Source organism: Streptomyces sp. NPDC093064, assembly GCF_044754605.1.
In the GTDB taxonomy this organism is placed as follows: Bacteria; Actinomycetota; Actinomycetes; order Streptomycetales; family Streptomycetaceae; genus Streptomyces.
In genome coordinates this window covers 41980-58181 of the sequence record NZ_JBIVPK010000006.1, presented here as the reverse complement: position 1 = coordinate 58181, position 16202 = coordinate 41980, and the positions used below count along the sequence as shown (strand labels likewise).

Genomic DNA, 16202 nt, shown 5'->3' with positions numbered 1-16202 from the left:
TAAGGTATACCAAAACCCTTGACGGGGAGTTCTCCGCACCACCATTTTAGGTATACCAAGCCGACGAACGGCCTGGCTGTGACATTGCTGCAGCTGTCCTGGTCCCGCCTGGACCCCGTCCTGTCCTGGTGCCGGACCGTGCCCTTTTCACCTCCTTTCCCCTGCTGAATCGAGGGTTCACCATGAGTGCCTCAGCAAGACAGCCCACCTCAGGGCCTGCCCCGGGGAGCACCCGGGAGACGGACGTCGAGACCGCACCCGGCTCCACCTCTCCCACGGGCGTCCGGCCCAGTCGGGTGCGCTGGACCATGTTCGTGCTGCTCCTCGGTGTCGTCGCGCTCAACTACATCGACCGCAGCTCCGTCTCGGTGGCCCTGCCACTGATCACGAAGGATCTCGGCCTCTCCAAAGAGACCACCGGCTTCGTCCTGAGCGCGTTCTTCTGGACGTACGCGCTGATGCAACTGCCCAGCGGCTGGCTGATCGACCGCTTCGGCGCCCGGTTCATGGCATCCGGCGCCTGCGTCGGCTGGGGCGTCGTCCAAGCGCTCACCGCCGGCGCGACGAGTGCGGGGTCGCTGCTCGGGCTGCGACTGGCACTCGGCGCCGTCGAAGCCCCTGTGATGCCGGCCGGCGGCAAGCTCAACGCCCAGTGGCTGCCCGCCCGGGAGCGCGGCAGGGGCGCGGTGCTGCTGGACGGCGGCGCCCCGCTCGGCGCGGCGCTCGGCGGCGTCCTCATCTCCGGCCTGATCACCTGGACCGGCAGCTGGCGTGTCAGCTTCGTCATCGCCGGTGTGCTGACCTCCCTCGTCGGGCTCTACGCGGCCTGGTACATCCGCAACACCCCGCGCGAGCATCCCCGGGTCAACGAAGCCGAGGCCACGTACATCGAACAGGCCCACGCAGAGGAGGACGCGCAAGGGGAGAAGGGCGGCCGCGCCGGGCTGCTGCCCTACCTCAAGCACCGTTCCTTCTGGGCGATGTGCCTGGGCTGGATGGGCTTCAACGGCGTCTTCTACGGACTGCTCACCTGGGGCCCCCTCTATCTCTCCGAGGCCAAGGGCTTCGACATCAAGTCGATCGGCTGGTCCACCCTGGCCATCTTCGGCGCCGGCTTCGTCGGGGAACTCGTCGGCGGCTGGCTGTCCGACCGCTGGCAGGCCAGGGGCGCCTCGATCAACACGGTCATGCGCACCCTGCTGGGTGCTGCCGGTGGCGTCGTCGTCGCCGGACTGCTCGGCGTGGTGCTGGTGCCGGACGCCATGACGGCCGTCGCCCTGCTCTCCACCGTGCTGTTCTTCCTGCGCTGGGCGGGCCTGTACTGGTCGCTGCCGTCCACCCTCGCGGGCCGCGCCAACGCCGGCATCGTCGGTGGCGCCATGAACCTCTCCGGGAACATCGCCGGAATCGTCACACCGATCGTCGTGGGCTTCATCGTCGGCGGCACGGGCTCCTACACCTGGGCCCTTCTGTACTTCGTCGGCGCGGGTGTGCTCTTCACCGCGTCGTCCCTCGCCCTCGACTGCAGCAGGAGGCTCACGACCCGATGACGACGCCCCCGACGACCTCGACCATGGCGACGCCGCTGACGCGCGCGAAGCCCGACGGGCAGCCCCATCGGCTGGGCATGCTCACCCCGTCCTCCAACACCTGCCTGGAACCGGTGACATACCGGCTGCTGGGAACCACCGGCGCCGACGCCGGTGTGACGGCGCACTTCGCCCGCGTACCCGTCACCCGTATCGCGCTGGACGACGGCTGCGACGCCCAGTTCGACACCGCGCCGATGCTCGCGGCCGCCCGGCAACTCGCCGACGCCAAGGTCGATGTGATCGCCTGGAACGGCACCTCCGGCTCCTGGCTCGGCGTCGACCGCGACCGCGCACTGTGCGCCGCGATCACCGAGGCCACCGGCGTGCCCGCCACCACCTCCACCCTCGCGCTGCTCGACGCCTGCGCCGCGTACGGAGTGACCCGCCTGGGGCTCGCCCTGCCCTACACCCGCGACGTGGCCGAGCGGATCGCGGCGACGTACGCCAAGGAGGGCGTCGTCTGCACCCTGGCGGCCGAGCCGTTCGGGATCAGCGACAACGAGGCCTTCGCCCGTATCCCGCAGGGCGAGGTCGCCCGCCAGATCCGCGACGCGGCGCGCGGGGACGCCCATGCGGTCGCCGTCGTCTGCACCAACGTGCACGGCGCCGGGGTCGCCGAGCAACTCGAACAGGAGCTGAAAGTACCGGTGTTCGACAGCGTCACCGCGACGCTGTGGAAGTCGCTGGACCTGGCCGGCGCCGCCCCCGCGCTCCCCGGCCACGGCGACCTCCTGTGCACCGGCAGCCTGCGCGCCCGCTTCCAGGAGGTGCTGACGGACCTGCTCGCCGCGACCGGCGCCGACCGCACCACCTTCCGCGTCGACCTGCCCGAGCACGGTCTGCACGTGGACCTCACGGCGGGCGAGGCGTACCGCGAGGGTGTGCGGTCCATCCGCCGTGACGCCTCCCTCGACCAGCGGCGGCTCAACACCGTCGAGTGGCTGGAACGCAACCGGATCCCGCTCGTGCAGCCGCACTTCGAGGCGATCCCGCATCCGCCGCAGGCGCTGATCGACGTCTACGGAGTGCACGCCCAGATGCTCGGCCCCGTCGAACGCGACGGTGCCCTCGCGGGCTGGCTCTCCGTGCACAGCATGGAGGAGCGCGACTGGTCCGACGCCGACACCGCCGTGCTGTCCGCCGCCACGGCCCGTATCCACAGCGCCCTCGACCACCGACTCTGACCTCTTCGCACGAAAGGCAATGCGTACTGTGACGCAGGAAAGCACCGCCCAGGCCACGACGACCGGTCCCACGGCGACCAAGGACATCAAGATCGCCCTAGGTGTCGATGTGGACGCCGTCGCCGGCTGGCTCGGCTCCTACGGCGGTGAGGACTCCCCGAACGACATCCAGCGCGGCGTCTTCGCGGGCGAGGTCGGAACCCCGCGCCTGCTCAAGCTGTTCGAGCGGTACGGCATACGCACGAGCTGGTTCATCCCGGGCCACTCCATCGAGACCTTCCCCGAGCAGACCCGGATGGTCGTGGAGGCGGGCCATGAGATCGGCGCCCACGGCTACTCGCACGAGAACCCGATCGCGATGACCCCGCAGCAGGAGGAGGACGTGCTCGCCAAGTGCGTCGAGCTCATCGAGCAGTACACCGGACGCAAGCCGCGCGGCTATGTCGCACCCTGGTGGGAGATGTCGCCGTACACCGCGGAGCTCCTGCACAAGTACGGCTTCTCCTACGACCACTCGCAGAACTACCGCGACTTCACCCCCTTCTACGCCCGCGTGGGCGACCAGTGGACCAAGATCGACTACACCGCCGAGGCCAAGGACTGGATGAAGCCCCTGATCCACGGCCACGAGGTCGATCTCGTCGAGTTCTGCGGCAACTGGTACGTCGACGACCTGCCGCCGATGATGTTCAACAAGCACGCCCACAACAGCCACGGCTACGTCAGCCCGCGCGTCCTGGAACAGGACTGGAAGGACCAGTTCGACTGGGTTCACCGCGAGTTGGACTACGCGGTCCTGCCGATCACGCTGCACCCCGATGTGAGCGGTCGCCCCCAGGTGCTGCTCATGCTGGAACGCTTCATCGACTACGTCTCCGGGCACGACGGGGTCAGCTTCTGCACGCTGGAGGACGCGGCGGACGACTTCCGCCGCCGCTTCCCCTTCGAGGGGTCCGACCGGCCGGCCGACATGCGCTGAGCCCGCCCGCGGCGGACGGCGTCGGGGATCGCCCGGAAGCCCATCGTGTACAGGTCGCCGACCCGTACACGATGGCCCTGGGCGGTGGGGGTGGCCACCGTAGCGCCGCTCACGAGGGAGACGGATCCGGGGCGGTGCCGAGGGCCGCGGCCTGCAGGGCGGCCGCAAGGCGCACCACGGGCTCGGCCGGCGGCCCGGGGAGCCGGGCCAGGAGCAGGCGCCGCTGCTCCTGCGGCCCGCCGCGCACCGGCAGGATGCGCACGCCGGGCGGCGCCGCCGGAACCAGCGACGAGGGCACGGTGGTCAGTCCGCAGCCCGCGGCCACCAGATGCAGTCTCGCCAGCCAGTCCCGGGCCGTGTGCGCGATCTCGGGGCGCTCGTCCAGGCCCGGCCACACCCCCATCAGCCCGTCCGCGCCGGACGAGGAACCGGCGATCCACCGCTGTCCCCGCAGGTCCGCCACATCGACGAAATCCCCGCGGGCCAGCGGGTGCGCCGCCGGCACGGCCAGACACAGGGCCCGCTCCGTGAGCGTCTCCAGCGCCAGTGGGGGCGATTCGCCGTCCGGCGCGCGAAACGGCGGCGCCGACGACAGCAGGGCGAGATCGATGCTGCCCGCCCGCAGGGCCCGCGCCAGCGCCGGGGTGCCGCCTTCGCGGCTGATGACGTGCACGTTCGGATCGCTGCGCCGCAGCGCGGCGAGGGCGTACGGCACCACGGTCGTACCGGCGCTGGGCACCCAGCCGAGGCGGACGGTGCCGCCCGGTTCGGGCAGTCCGGACAGCTCGCGGGCGGTCGCGTCGATCTCGTCGAGCACGACCGTCGCACGGCGCATGACGACCCGGCCGGCCGCGGTCAGGCGCACGCCGTCACGTCGCCGTTCCAGCAACTCCGCGCCCGCGGTCCGCTCGATCGAGGCGATCTGCCGGGACACCGCCGACTGCGTGTACCCCAGTGCCGCCGCGGCCGCGGTGAAGGTTCCCTGCTCCACCACCGCGCGGAACACCCGCAGCGCGGTCAGCGACACATCCGTGAAGTCCATGACGTATACGCATACCATTCGTGCGCAACTTTCGTTGGACTCATGCAGGGGGTCTTCCTACCGTTGCGGTCATGACCCCACCCCGCATCGCCGTCGTCACCGGCGCCAACCAGGGCCTGGGCCGGGCTCTCGTCGAGGGCCTCGCGGCCCGTATGAAGGCCGACGAGCTGGTCCTGCTCACCGGACGCAGCGAACGGCGCGTCACCGACGCGGCCCGGGAAGTGGCGCGGCTGCCCGGCACCCGCGCCCAGGTCCGGGGCCGGGTCCTCGACGTCACCGACACCGACGAAATCGGCGGGCTCGCCGACGAACTGGGGGCCAGGTACGGAGGTGTCGACGTGATGATCTCCAACGCCGTCGCCCGCCTGCTGCCGCAGGAGTCGCAGGCCGAGCGGGCCGACGAGTTCATCGACGTGTCCAACACCGCCACCCATGCGATCCTGCGTTCCTTCGGCCCCGTACTGCGCCCCGGCGGTCGACTGCTCGTGGTGGCCAGCAGCCTGGGCACCCTCGGGCACCTCGACCCCCGACTGCACCGTCTCTTCGACGGTGCGAGCCTCGACCAGGTCGAGTACGCCGTGGAGTCCTGGCGCACCGCCCTCCACGACAACACCGCAGCGGAGGCGGGCTGGCCGCTCTGGTTGAACGTGCCGTCGAAGGTGGCCCAGGTCGCCGCCGTGCGCGCGGTCGCCGCCGCGCGCCGCGAGCGGGACCTCGCGACCGGGACTCTGATCGCCTCCGTGTGCCCCGGCATGGTCGACACCGCGACCTCCCGGCCCTGGTTCCGCGACCACGGCCAGGCCTCATCGCCCGCCGAGGCCGCCCAGCCGGTACTCGACCTCGTCCTCGCCGGGCACGTCGACCCCGCCCTGTACGGCGAGCTGATCCGCTTCGGCAGGGCCCTGGACTGGTACGGCGGCACACCCCCGGTGGAACAGGACCGCATGCTCAAACCCTGAGCCGAACCCAACTCGCCCTACTTCAACCGGAGTTCACTCATGACTGCCATCACCACGCCCTACGGCTTCTCCAGCACGGCCGCCGACGTCGCGCAGGGCATCGACCTCACCGGCCGGCGCGTCGTCGTCACCGGCGCCTCCTCCGGCCTCGGCGCGGAGACGGCCCGCGTTCTGGCCGGCACCGGAGCCGCCGTCACCCTGGCCGTTCGCGACGTGGTGGCGGGAGAGCGCGTCGCCAAGGACATCGCCGATACGACCGGGAACCAGGACCTGCACGTCGCCCGCCTCGACCTCGCCGATCCGGCGTCCATCGCCGCCTTCACCACGGCCTGGCAGGGCCCGCTGCACATCCTGGTCAACAACGCCGGCGTCATGGCCTGCCCCGAGCGGTACACCGAACAGGGCTGGGAGTGGCAGTTCGCCACCAACCACCTCGGCCACTTCGCGCTCGCCACCGGCCTGCACGACGCGCTCGCCGCGGACGGCGCTGCCCGCATCGTCTCCGTCAGCTCCAGCGGCCACCAGCTCTCCCCGATCGTGTGGGACGACGTCCACTTCGCCTTCCGCCGCTACGACGCCTGGCTCGCCTACGGCCAGTCCAAGACCGCCAACGTCCTGTTCGCGGTGGAGGCCACCCGCCGCTGGGCCGACGACAACATCATCGCCAACGCCGTGATGCCAGGCGCCATCTACACCAACCTCCAACGCCACACCGAGGGCGGCCGCGGCAGCGGCGGCGTTCCGGCGGAGCTCATCAAGACAGTCGGGCAGGGCGCCGCCACATCCGTCCTCGTAGCCACCTCGCCCCTGCTGGAGGGCATCGGCGGGCGTTACTTCGCCGACTGCGCCGAGGCGGAGGTCCTCGACCGCCGCGGCGCCCCCCTGCAGGGCGTGGCCCGCTACGCCGTCGACCCGGCGGGCGCCCGGCGCCTGTGGACGCTCTCGGAGGAGATGCTCGCGGACGCCGACTGAGAGGGGCGGAATATCCTGGTTCGTGCAGAGAGCGGCGGTGATCAGAAATGGCCCACCAACGCCGGGTTCCACGCCCACGCCTTCGTGACGCCACCCGGCTCGCGCTGGTCGGCGCCCTCGCGTCGGTCCTGACGCTGGGCGCCGGTCCCGCCCGGGCGGCCTCCGGGGGCCACGTTTCGACGATCGACGCGGCGACCCACCGGATGACCGTCACGGATCACGGCCGGACGGTGATGACCTTCAGCGTCGGCTTCGGAAAGCCCGGCTTCCGGACGCCGTCCGGAACGTTCCACGTGCTGGGCAAGGACGCCGTCGTCAAGATGACCTCGTGCAGCGCGCACATCACCTGCGATCCAGGCAACCCCGACCACTACGTCCTCACGGTCCACTGGGCCGTGCGCCTGACCAGCGCCGGAGTGTTCGTGCACGCGGCACCCTGGGACCACGCCGTCGGCCGGGCCGACACCTCCCACGGCTGCATCCACCTGAGCACGGCGGACGCCCGCCGCTTCTACGATTTCAGCCGGACCGGCGACACCGTGATCGTCGAGAACACCGGCAGCCACGCCGTCCACCAGAGCGGCCCGTAGCCCCGGCGCCTCGACTGCTCATGTCACGGCCTGCGCGGGGGTCGCATCAGACCCGGTCCAGGGGGCGGTGCGGACCGCTGGGCAGTTCCGCCTCGATCGTGTCTCCGGGACGCGTCACGCCGCCTTCCCGCACGATGGTCATGATGCCGGCTCTGCGCACGATGTTCCCTGCCTCGTCGCGGCCGACGACCTGCTTCAGCAACCCGTCCTGGAAGTTGTCGATCTGCAGACAGGGATTGCGCAGACCGGTGACCTCCAAAACCGCGGAGTCACCGACGCGCAGCAATGTGCCGACCGGCAGGCCGAGCAGATCGATGCCGCGCGTGGTGATGTTCTCGCCGAGTTCGCCGGGCGCCACCGTGAACCCTTCTTCACCGACCTCGTCGAAGAGCTCTTCATGGATGAGGTGGACCTGGCGCAGATTCGGCTGGGTGGGATCCTGCGCGACGCGCGACCGGTGCTTGACCGTCACACCGGCGTGCACGTCCCCCTCCACGCCGAGCCCGGCGAGCAGTGTGATGCTGTCCCGGTTCGGCTTGGTGAACGAGTACTCCCCGTTGCTGCTGACCGCCGTCACTCTCCCGCTCATGTTCTGAACCCCTCTTCGGTAACCAAGGTCAGCCACGAGCCTAGAGGTCTCTCACCGCTCGCCGTCCGGATGCCGTAGCCGTTCCTCAGCGCATCCGCCCCAGTACCGCCCGCACCCGCCGGGCGTCCCGGAGTCGCTGCTCGTACGTCGCGCCCAGCACGAGCAGTAGCAGCCCGGCGAACGCGGGAGGCAGCCAGCGGGGGAGTACGCCCGCCAACTGCACGAGGTAGGGGACGAGTTCGTGCAGCGCGTCCAGCACGAGCACGCTCCCGCCGAGGACGAGCGGTGCCTGGAGCCGGTGACGGGCACCCAGCAGGGTGAGGACGAGGGCCGCCGTGCCGAGCAGCAGGGGGCGAGGCCAGTCGGCGTCGGCCCACGCCGCGAGCAGGCTCGGCACGAGCGTCGCCGACAGCCCGGGTCCGTACGCCGTCCACGACGAGGCCCCGGGGTCCCGACGGCGCCGGACGAGGCCCACGACCAGCGCCGGGACGGTCACCGGCAGGGTGTACGCCTCCGGGGCGCTCACGGCCCACGACCCGAGCCGCACCCAGGTGGCCAGCACGAACAGCGCGGCGGCAACGTACCCCGCCTGACGGCGGTCGGCGCGCACGGCGGTGCCTGCGGCGATCACCCCGCACAGGGCCAGCACGAGGGCCAGCACGGGTGCGTCGGTGACGGCCAGCCCGATGGCCAGGAGCCCCGCGACGGCGCCCGTGGCCTCGACCGGCACCCCGGTCCGCGGGACCCTCGCCGCGAGCAGGGCCGCTGCGGCCGGGACGACCAGGACCAGCAGTGCCGTGTGAGCGGCAGGCCGGCCCGCGGCGGCACCCACCGCACAGGCGAGACCCGCCGCACCGGCCAGGGACGCGCTCGCGCAGACGGCGGTCAGACGCGGGTGTACGGCGGCGACGGCGAAGATCCCCGTCAGCGCGGCGAGCACGGCCAGGGTGGCTCCCTGGGAGGCGAGCGAGAGGAGTGCGAGGCCGGCCGCGGTGAGCAGGGAAAGGAGGAGGGCGCTGAGGGACGTCGGTGTCTGCCGCGTGTACGCCGCCACGGCCAGCGCCGCCACGACCGTCAGCCCCTGCGCGAACAGGCCGGCCATATAAGGGAGTTGCAGTGCGGCTGGGAGGACGAGCGCGGTCGCCCAGACCAGGACCACGGCACCGGCCGCGGCCGGGTCGCGCCGGGTCGTGGTGGCGCGGGCCGCCCCGGCCAGAACCGCCGCGACGACCGCGAGCACCAGCGGCGCGGCCACCGCGTCCGCCGGCCAGGGCGCCCAGACCGTCACCGCGGCACGCAGATCCGACGGCGCCCCCGACCAGACCCGTCCCGTCCATCCGACCGGACCCCACAGCGCCACGACGACCAGAGGCAGCGCCCACACCACCGCCAGGGTCTGGACGGCGGCCGACGCCCAGGCGGCACCGCGCCGAACGGCTTCCGGGAGCGGACCGCGGACGGCCGACAGCAGCCCGACCCCGCAGGCCAGATAGCCGGGCACCGTCCACGCCCCGGGCAGCGACGCGCGCGGGATGCCGCCGAGCGCCGCGACCAGGAGCAGCCCGCCGGTCACCGCGGCCCCGATGGCAAGGCCCCGCTGCGGAGCGCGCCATGCGGCGTACAGCGCGATCGCCGCCGCGAGGGCGAGGAGCGCCGCCGCACGGGCGGCGGCGCTCGGCCCGGAGGCATCCCAGGAGAGCACGCAGGCCGCCACCACGCCCCAACCGCCCATCCCGTACGAGCCGATGGCGGCGGAAACACGCAGGGACCTCGTGGACGTCCGGAACGCGACGACCGTGTCGAACGCGGCCGCCGGCAACAGCGCGGCCGTGATCGTGTACGGGCCCGCGTCGGCCGCCACCGCCCACAGCAGGAGCGGGAACTGGGCGGCGGCCAGCGCCGCGGGGAAGGGGACGCGCAGGGAACCGAGTCCCTTGCCGTACCCCCACCACGCCCCGGCCAGGAACGCCGCCGCGACGGCCGCGTACCCCGTGCCGTCGGTGGCCGTCAGCGCGACCTCGTGCAGCGCGTACGCGTCGAGCACCGTCAGCGCCAGACCGAGGCCCGCCAGCGCCTCCGCCGTCGAGCGCAGCCCGCGCTTCAACAGGAGCACGGGAGCGCCGAGCGCCGCCACGGTCACCGTGGCGAGCACCACAGACCGCCCGGCGATCCCCAGGTGTCCCCAGCTGACCAGGGTGAACGCGAACGCGGCGACGGTCAGCAGGACGCCGCCGAGGACGAGGAGCACGTTCTGCACCCGGGGCGCGGTGGTCTCGGCCCGCCGCGCCCCGGGAGAAGCGGGCGGGAAGGCCGGCTGGAGAAGACCGATCAGGTGGGCACGGCGGGCCAGCAACTGGGCCCGGCGGGCGTCGAGTTGCCACAACTCCGCGTCGAGGATCCGCAACTCCTCGGCCGGTGGCGGTAGGTGGGTCATGCCGTGGAGTGTGGCGCGCACCCTGCCGCGGAACATGGGCGCGCGTACTCAGGCCGGTACTCAGATCCCGCGCGGCGGAGGCTGTGATCACCACCCCTTCCCCGCTGCCGTACGACACGACCGTCACCGCACGACGGACGCGATACGCCCCGGCGGCCGGGGCCTGTCACCAGGACAGGTCGTCCAGTAGCGGCACAGGTGCCTCCCGCTGCTCGTCGGCCAGCGACTGCTCGGCCCAGATGACCTTGCCGCGGGGCGTGTGCCTCGTGCCCCAGCGCTGGGCGAACCGGGAGACCAGGAAGAGTCCGCGCCCGCCCTCGTCCGTCGTGGCCGCCCGGCGGAGGTGCGGGGAGGTGCTACTGCCGTCGGAGACCTCGCAGATCAGGGCTTGGTCGTGCAACAGCCGCACCCGGACCGGCTCGGCACCGTAGCGGATGGCGTTGGTGACCAGCTCGCTGACGATCAGCTCTGTGGTGAAGCTGACCTCGTCGAGCCCCCACTCCTCCAGTTGCCGGGTGCACGCCGCCCGGACGTGGGCCACGGCAGCGGGGTCGAGCGGTACCTCCCAGTCAGCGACCTGCGAGGGATCCAGCAGACGGGTACGGGCCACCAGCAACGCGATGTCATCGCTGGGGTGTGCCGGCAGCATGGTGGCGAACACCGCCTGGCAGGTTTCCTCCGGTGAGGTCGCCGCCGCCTCGGACAGGGCTGTGCGCAGAAGATCCAGACCGGTGCCGATATCGAGGTCGCGGCTCTCGACCAGTCCGTTGGTGTAGAGCACGAGTCGGCTTCCCTCGGCCAGTTCCAGTTCGGAGGTCTCGATGGGCAGATGGCCCACGCCCAGGGGCGGCGAAGCGGGCACCTCGGGGAAGACCACCGTGCCGTCGGGGTGGACGAGGGCAGGGCCGGGATGGCCGGCCCGAGCCACGGTGCAGTGGCCGGAGACCGGGTCGTAGACGGCGTACAGGCAGGTGGCTCCGGTGACGGATTCACCCTCGTCCTCGGCCGCCTGGGCGAGGTCGGTCCGGGTGACCAGATCATCCAGGTGTGCCAAGAGCTCGTCGGGAGGCAGGTCCAGGGCGGAGAAGTTGTGGACCGCGGTGCGCAGCCGTCCCATGGTGGCGGCGGCGTGCAGTCCGTGCCCGACGACGTCCCCGACCACCAGAGCCACCCGGGCTCCTGGCAGCGGGATGACGTCGAACCAGTCGCCGCGGACCCCAGCCTGCGCGGGCAGATAGCGATGCGCCACCTCCACCGCCTCCTGCTCGGGCAGATCGCGGGGCAGCAGGCTGCGCTGCAGGGTGACGGCCATGGTGTGCTCGCGGGTGTAGCGGCGGGCGTTGTCGATGCACACCGCCGCGCGGGCGACCAGCTCCTCGGCGACGGCCAGATCGTCCTCCTCGAACGGCTCGGGATGCTCTGAGCGGTAGAAGGTGGCCAGGCCCAGGGTGACGCCGCGGGCGTGAAGCGGGACGGTGACGAGACCGTGTGTCCCGCGGTCGAGCAAGCGCCGGAGCAGATCCGGCTCCTGCGTCCGCCACGTGGAGGAGTTGCGCAGGTCTGGCTCGAGGACCCCCTTCCCCGTCTCGAGGGCCCGGGCGTGTGGTGTGGACCCGGGACAGAGGATCAGCTCGCCCAGCGCGAAGACCGGCTCGTCCCGGTGCGCTCCGCCGACGGCCGTACGGCGCAGTTCGAGTTCGCCGCTCACCGGTTCGTCGCCTCGGAGGACGGGCTCTGCCAGATCGACGGTGACCGTGTCGGCGAAGCGCGGAGCCGCCAGCTCTGTCAGTTCCTCGGCGGTCCGCGTCACGTCCAGGGTGGTGCCGATCCGCACGCTGGCGTCGTACAGGAGCTTCAGGCGCTCCCGTGCCACCTCGGCCTTGCCGACGAGCGCGCGCAACTCGGTGGTGTCGCGAAGCGTCGCGACGCTGCCGGCCCGGCCTCCATAAGGTGCCGTGGGCCGAGCACTGACAGCCAGCAGGCGGTCCGCGGCCAGGTGGACCTCGTCGCTGACCAGGTGATCCGAGGCCAGCAGTTCGGCGGTCCCCGGGTCCAGGCCGAGCTCCGTGACGTGGCGCCCCTCCGCGTCGGCGGACAGCTCGAGCAGATGGCGGGCCTCGTCATTCGCCAGCAGAAGTCGCCCGTCGCCCCCGATGATGACGACGCCCTCCCGGATGGCGTGGAGAACCGCGTCGTGGTGCTCGTACATGCGCGTCATCTCGGCAGGGCCCAGGCCGTGAGTCTGCCGCCGCAGTCGCCTGCTCACCAGCGCCGCTCCGCCCGCGGACAGGGCCAGCACAGCACCCGCGGAGCTGAACAGGACGGGCAGCTGGCGCTCCACCACGGCATTCACGTTCTGGACCGTGATCGCGACCGACACCCCGCCGAGGAAGGAGCCATCGGTGTCGAAAACGGGGGCGTCCGAGAGGACGGAAGGACCCTGGGTCGCGGTGAAGCTCGCCGTTTGGCTCCTTCCGGCCAACTCCGCCTTCACAAAGCGTTCAGGGCCGATGATGTGCTTCCCGATGAGGCTCGGGTCGGGGTGGGTGTAGCGGATCCCTTTCGCGTTGTACACCACGACGGCGTCCACACCGGACCTCTTACGGACCTCTTCCGCACGTGGCTGCAGCACCGCGGTCGGATCATGACTCTTCAGCGCGGTCACCATTCCCGGGGAGTTCGCGAACGCCTCGGCGAGAGCGAGCGACCGGTGGCGGGCGTCGGCTGTGCTTTGACTTCGGGCCTGCAACACCAGCGTCACCAATGTCGCAGCGATCAGCAGCACTACGAGCGCCAGCTGCAGTACCAGGACCTGACCGGCGACACTGCGCCAACGCAGCAGGGAGCCGGGACGCCTTCCCGTCGACGGATGCGGGGCGTCGAGCCGGATCCGAGCATCTTTCTCGGCTCTATCCCCTGATCGACTGAAAAAACGAGTCATGTCAGCATTCTGTGCCTGTGTGTCTGGCGACCCGTGCGTCGATGGGAGGCCGCCAGGCTGCGGCTGTCCTTGCTCTCACAGCCTGGCGACCAGCTCGGTGGGTGGCAACGGGCGCGGGAAATCCGGCGTGCTGCCACGCTCCTGGCCCGTTGTCTGCCATCCGTTCCCGGTTACGCCGCCCGTCGGGCCGTCGCGCTCCTGGTGGTCAGGATGCGGTGGACCAGTCGGGCGCCGGCCCGCGCCGTACGGTTGTCGACGTCGAGGTCCGGGTTGAGCTCGGCCACGTCGCAGACGGCCAGCTTCCCGCTCGCCGCCACCGCGGCGCAGACGTGCTCGACGACCTCCATCCGCACCCCGTACGCGGCGGGGGCACTGACTCCCGGAGCCGCACCGGCGGGGAGCACGTCGAGGTCGATGCTGAGGTGCACGACGTCGCAGCTCGCGAGGAACTCCTCGATGAACGCGTCGACGCGCTGCAGGTCGGGCAGGCCGCACTCGGTGTCGAGCAGGTACCGCACCCCGAGCCTGTCCGCGGTGTGGAAGAGACGGGTGGTGTTGCTCGGCTGACTCACTCCGAGCACCCAGTAGTTCAGCCGCTGTCCGCGCTGCTCCTCGCCGTGTGCCATCTGGAGGAACGGTGTGCCGGAGCTGGGCCGGACGTCGTCGCGCAGATCGAAGTGCGCGTCGAGGTTCAGCACCCCGAGGCGAGCGCCCTCGTGCAGGGCGCGGGTCCCGGCCAGCCCCAGGTAGCTGCCGTAGGCGACCTCGTGGCCGCCGCCGAGCACCACCACGGGGTGGCCGTGGTCGACGAGCGAGGTGAGTACCCGGCCCAGGCGGTGCTGCCCGTTCTCCAGGTCCCCGTCGGCCACCTCGATGTCGCCGGCGTCCAGCGCCCGCACCGGCGTCGGCAGGGCCATGGACGCGAGGGCGCCGCGCAGCGCGCGCGGGCCGTCCGCCGCACCCTGACGGCCCTTGTTCCGCCGGACACCCTCGTCGCTGCGGAAGCCGACGAACGCGACGTCCCCCGGTTCGGCGTCATCGGGGTTGAGGCCGACCACGTGGTGCCAGCGCAGGTTGTCCGCCCCGGGCCCGTCGTCCCGGCCCGTCCAGGGCTCGGGCGCCACATCTGCCGTCACCGTCCCGGTGCCGGCAGGGAGCACAGTGTTGTCCGTGCTCATTCCGCGTCGCTCTCGGCCATCGGGATGCGCACTCCGCGCTCCTGCGCCACCGAGGTGGCGTACTCGTAGCCCGCGTCCACGTGGCGGATGACGCCCATGCCGGGGTCGTTGGTCAGCACGCGGGAGAGCTTCTCGGCGGCGAGTTCGGTGCCGTCGGCGATGCAGACCTGTCCGGCGTGGATCGAGCGACCCATGCCGACGCCGCCACCGTGGTGGATGGAGACCCAGGACGCGCCGGAGGAGGTGTTCACCAGGGCGTTGAGCAGCGGCCAGTCGGCGATGGCGTCGGATCCGTCGATCATCGACTCGGTCTCGCGGTACGGCGAGGCGACGGAGCCGGAGTCCAGGTGGTCACGGCCGATGGCGATCGGAGCGGACAGTTCGCCGGAGGCGACCATCTCGTTGAACTTCAGGCCGGCGCGGTGGCGCTCGCCGTAGCCGAGCCAGCAGATGCGGGCGGGCAGGCCCTCGAAGGCCACGCGCTCGCCGGCCATCTTGATCCAGCGGTGCAGGTGCTCGTTCTCCGGGAACAGCTCCATGATGGCCTTGTCCGTGGCCTCGATGTCCTTGGGGTCGCCGGACAGGGCGGCCCAGCGGAACGGGCCGAGGCCCTCCTCGAACAGCGGGCGGATGTGCGCCGGGACGAAGCCGGGGAAGTCGAACGCGCGCTGGTAGCCGGCCTTGCGGGCCTCGTCGCGGATGGAGTTGCCGTAGTCGAAGACCTCGGCACCCTTGTCGAGGAAGCCGACCATCGCCTCGACGTGCTGGGCCATGGACTTGCGGGAGCGCTCGGTGAAGTCGGCCGGGTCCTTGCGGGCCTGCTCGTGCCACTCCTCGACGCTCACGCCGATGGGGAGGTAGGACAGCGGGTCGTGTGCCGAGGTCTGGTCGGTCACGATGTCGATGGGCGCGCCCATCTCCAGCAGCTTCGGGAAGATCTCCGCGGCGTTGCCGGTGAGCCCGATGGACAGCGGCTTGCGGGCGTCCCGGGCCTCGATGGCGAGCCGGAGCGCGTGGTCCAGGTTGTCCGCCGCGACGTCGAGGTAGCGGTGGGCGATACGGCGCTCGATGCGGGTGGGGTCGACGTCGACGCAGATGGCGACGCCGTCGTTCATCGTCACGGCGAGCGGCTGGGCGCCGCCCATGCCGCCGACGCCGGCGGTGAGGGTGATGGTGCCGGCGAGCGTGCCGTTGAACTTCTTGCGGGCGACGGCACCGAAGGTCTCGTAGGTGCCCTGCAGGATGCCCTGGCTGCCGATGTAGATCCAGGAACCGGCGGTCATCTGGCCGTACATGGTCAGGCCCTGGGCCTCCAGGGACCGGAACTCCTCCCAGTTCGCCCAGTCGCCGACCAGGTTGGAGTTGGCGAGGAGCACACGCGGCGCCCACTCGTGGGTGCGCATGACGCCGACCGGCTTGCCGGACTGGACGAGGAGCGTCTCGTCGTTCTTGAGCGTCTTGAGGGTGCGCACGATGGCGTCGTAGGAGGCCCAGTTACGGGCGGCCTTGCCGGTGCCGCCGTAGACGACCAGTTCCTCCGGGTGCTCGGCAACCTCGGCGTCGAGGTTGTTCATGAGCATCCGCAGGGCGCCTTCCTGCTGCCAGCCGAGGCAGTTCAGTTCGGTGCCGCGGGGGGCGCGGATGCTGCGGACCTCTGGGGAATCGCCGGCCATGCTGTCTCCTGGGTGGGATGTCGAACCTTGTTCCGTGCCCCATGACACGTGAGGAGAACACCGGCGGCC

12 protein-coding genes are annotated in these 16202 nt (G+C 71.5%); 6 read left to right on the top strand and 6 right to left on the bottom strand.

The window, feature by feature from the left end; all coding sequences use genetic code 11:
• The first annotated feature begins 308 nt into the window (after positions 1–308).
• From ACIQFZ_RS09790 to ACIQFZ_RS09780, 3 genes are read left to right on the top strand one after another with little or no spacing between them, the layout of a single operon-like run.
• Entirely contained in the window at positions 309–1550 is a 1242-nt protein-coding gene (locus ACIQFZ_RS09790; RefSeq protein ID WP_402690985.1) for an MFS transporter, read from the top strand.
• Positions 1547–2776 (top strand): aspartate/glutamate racemase family protein, encoded by a 1230-nt coding sequence (locus ACIQFZ_RS09785; protein WP_383058480.1) that lies wholly within the window; start codon positions 1547–1549, stop codon positions 2774–2776. The genes ACIQFZ_RS09790 and ACIQFZ_RS09785 overlap by 4 nt, the downstream gene beginning before the upstream one ends.
• Before the next feature lie 28 nt (positions 2777–2804).
• Positions 2805–3755 (top strand): polysaccharide deacetylase, encoded by a 951-nt coding sequence (locus ACIQFZ_RS09780; RefSeq protein ID WP_365427524.1) that lies wholly within the window; start codon positions 2805–2807, stop codon positions 3753–3755.
• Positions 3756–3864: 109 nt separating this feature from the next.
• On the opposite strand, the gene ACIQFZ_RS09775 is transcribed toward ACIQFZ_RS09780, so the two are convergent.
• Positions 3865–4797, bottom strand: coding sequence for a LysR family transcriptional regulator (locus ACIQFZ_RS09775; protein WP_402690984.1), 933 nt, complete (start codon positions 4795–4797; stop codon positions 3865–3867).
• A 71-nt stretch (positions 4798–4868) separates the two neighbouring features.
• Between ACIQFZ_RS09775 and ACIQFZ_RS09770 the strand changes: the two genes are divergently transcribed.
• Genes ACIQFZ_RS09770 through ACIQFZ_RS09760 form a run of 3 tightly spaced genes read left to right on the top strand, consistent with a single transcriptional unit; the run spans position 4869 to position 7318 of the window.
• Positions 4869–5756: an SDR family NAD(P)-dependent oxidoreductase gene (locus ACIQFZ_RS09770; RefSeq protein ID WP_402690983.1), complete on the top strand. Its 888-nt coding sequence runs from the start codon at positions 4869–4871 to the stop codon at positions 5754–5756.
• 39 nt (positions 5757–5795) lie between these two features.
• Entirely contained in the window at positions 5796–6728 is a 933-nt protein-coding gene (locus tag ACIQFZ_RS09765; RefSeq protein WP_402690982.1) for an SDR family NAD(P)-dependent oxidoreductase, read from the top strand.
• Between the two features lie 47 nt (positions 6729–6775).
• Positions 6776–7318 (top strand): L,D-transpeptidase, encoded by a 543-nt coding sequence (locus tag ACIQFZ_RS09760; protein ID WP_376651528.1) that lies wholly within the window; start codon positions 6776–6778, stop codon positions 7316–7318.
• Between the two features lie 46 nt (positions 7319–7364).
• Here ACIQFZ_RS09760 and ACIQFZ_RS09755 read toward each other — a convergent pair whose 3' ends face one another.
• The 5 genes from ACIQFZ_RS09755 to hutU all read right to left on the bottom strand — a co-directional run bounded on the left by ACIQFZ_RS09755 (position 7365) and on the right by hutU (position 16133).
• Complete coding sequence (locus ACIQFZ_RS09755) at positions 7365–7907, bottom strand: MOSC domain-containing protein (protein ID WP_365427537.1); 543 nt, start codon at positions 7905–7907, stop codon at positions 7365–7367.
• Positions 7908–7992: 85 nt separating this feature from the next.
• Positions 7993–10341, bottom strand: coding sequence for an SCO7613 C-terminal domain-containing membrane protein (locus tag ACIQFZ_RS09750; protein WP_402690981.1), 2349 nt, complete (start codon positions 10339–10341; stop codon positions 7993–7995).
• A gap of 166 nt (positions 10342–10507) precedes the next feature.
• Positions 10508–13282 carry a SpoIIE family protein phosphatase gene (locus ACIQFZ_RS09745; protein ID WP_402690980.1) on the bottom strand — a complete coding sequence of 925 codons (2775 nt, stop codon included), beginning with the start codon at positions 13280–13282 and terminating at the stop codon, positions 10508–10510.
• A 170-nt stretch (positions 13283–13452) separates the two neighbouring features.
• Positions 13453–14460, bottom strand: coding sequence for a formimidoylglutamase (gene hutG / locus ACIQFZ_RS09740; protein WP_383058487.1), 1008 nt, complete (start codon positions 14458–14460; stop codon positions 13453–13455).
• Entirely contained in the window at positions 14457–16133 is a 1677-nt protein-coding gene (gene hutU, locus ACIQFZ_RS09735) for a urocanate hydratase (protein ID WP_402690979.1), read from the bottom strand. The genes hutG and hutU overlap by 4 nt, the downstream gene beginning before the upstream one ends.
• Positions 16134–16202 lie beyond the last annotated feature (69 nt).